Source organism: Streptomyces bicolor, assembly GCF_000719285.1.
GTDB lineage: Bacteria > Actinomycetota > Actinomycetes > Streptomycetales > Streptomycetaceae > Streptomyces > Streptomyces bicolor.
Genome location: NZ_JOFS01000168.1, coordinates 1 through 209 on the forward strand (window position 1 = coordinate 1; position 209 = coordinate 209).

The following is a 209-nucleotide window of genomic DNA, read 5'->3' on the forward strand; positions in this document are numbered from 1 at the left end:
GCCGACGTGGTGATCGAGGCGGTCGGCCGCCCGGAGACGTACAAGCAGGCCTTCTACGCCCGCGACCTCGCCGGCACGGTCGTCCTGGTCGGGGTGCCGACCCCGGAGATGAAGCTGGAACTGCCGCTGCTGGACGTCTTCGGCCGCGGCGGCGCCCTGAAGTCCTCCTGGTACGGCGACTGCCTGCCCTCCCGCGACTTCCCGATGCT

General features: G+C 71.3%; 1 protein-coding gene. It reads left to right on the forward strand.

All coding sequences use genetic code 11. The annotated features are described in order from the left end of the window. Positions 1-209, forward strand: a 209-nt coding sequence (locus tag IF78_RS0143135) for a zinc-binding dehydrogenase (protein ID WP_031488226.1), incomplete at both ends; no start/stop codon positions are given.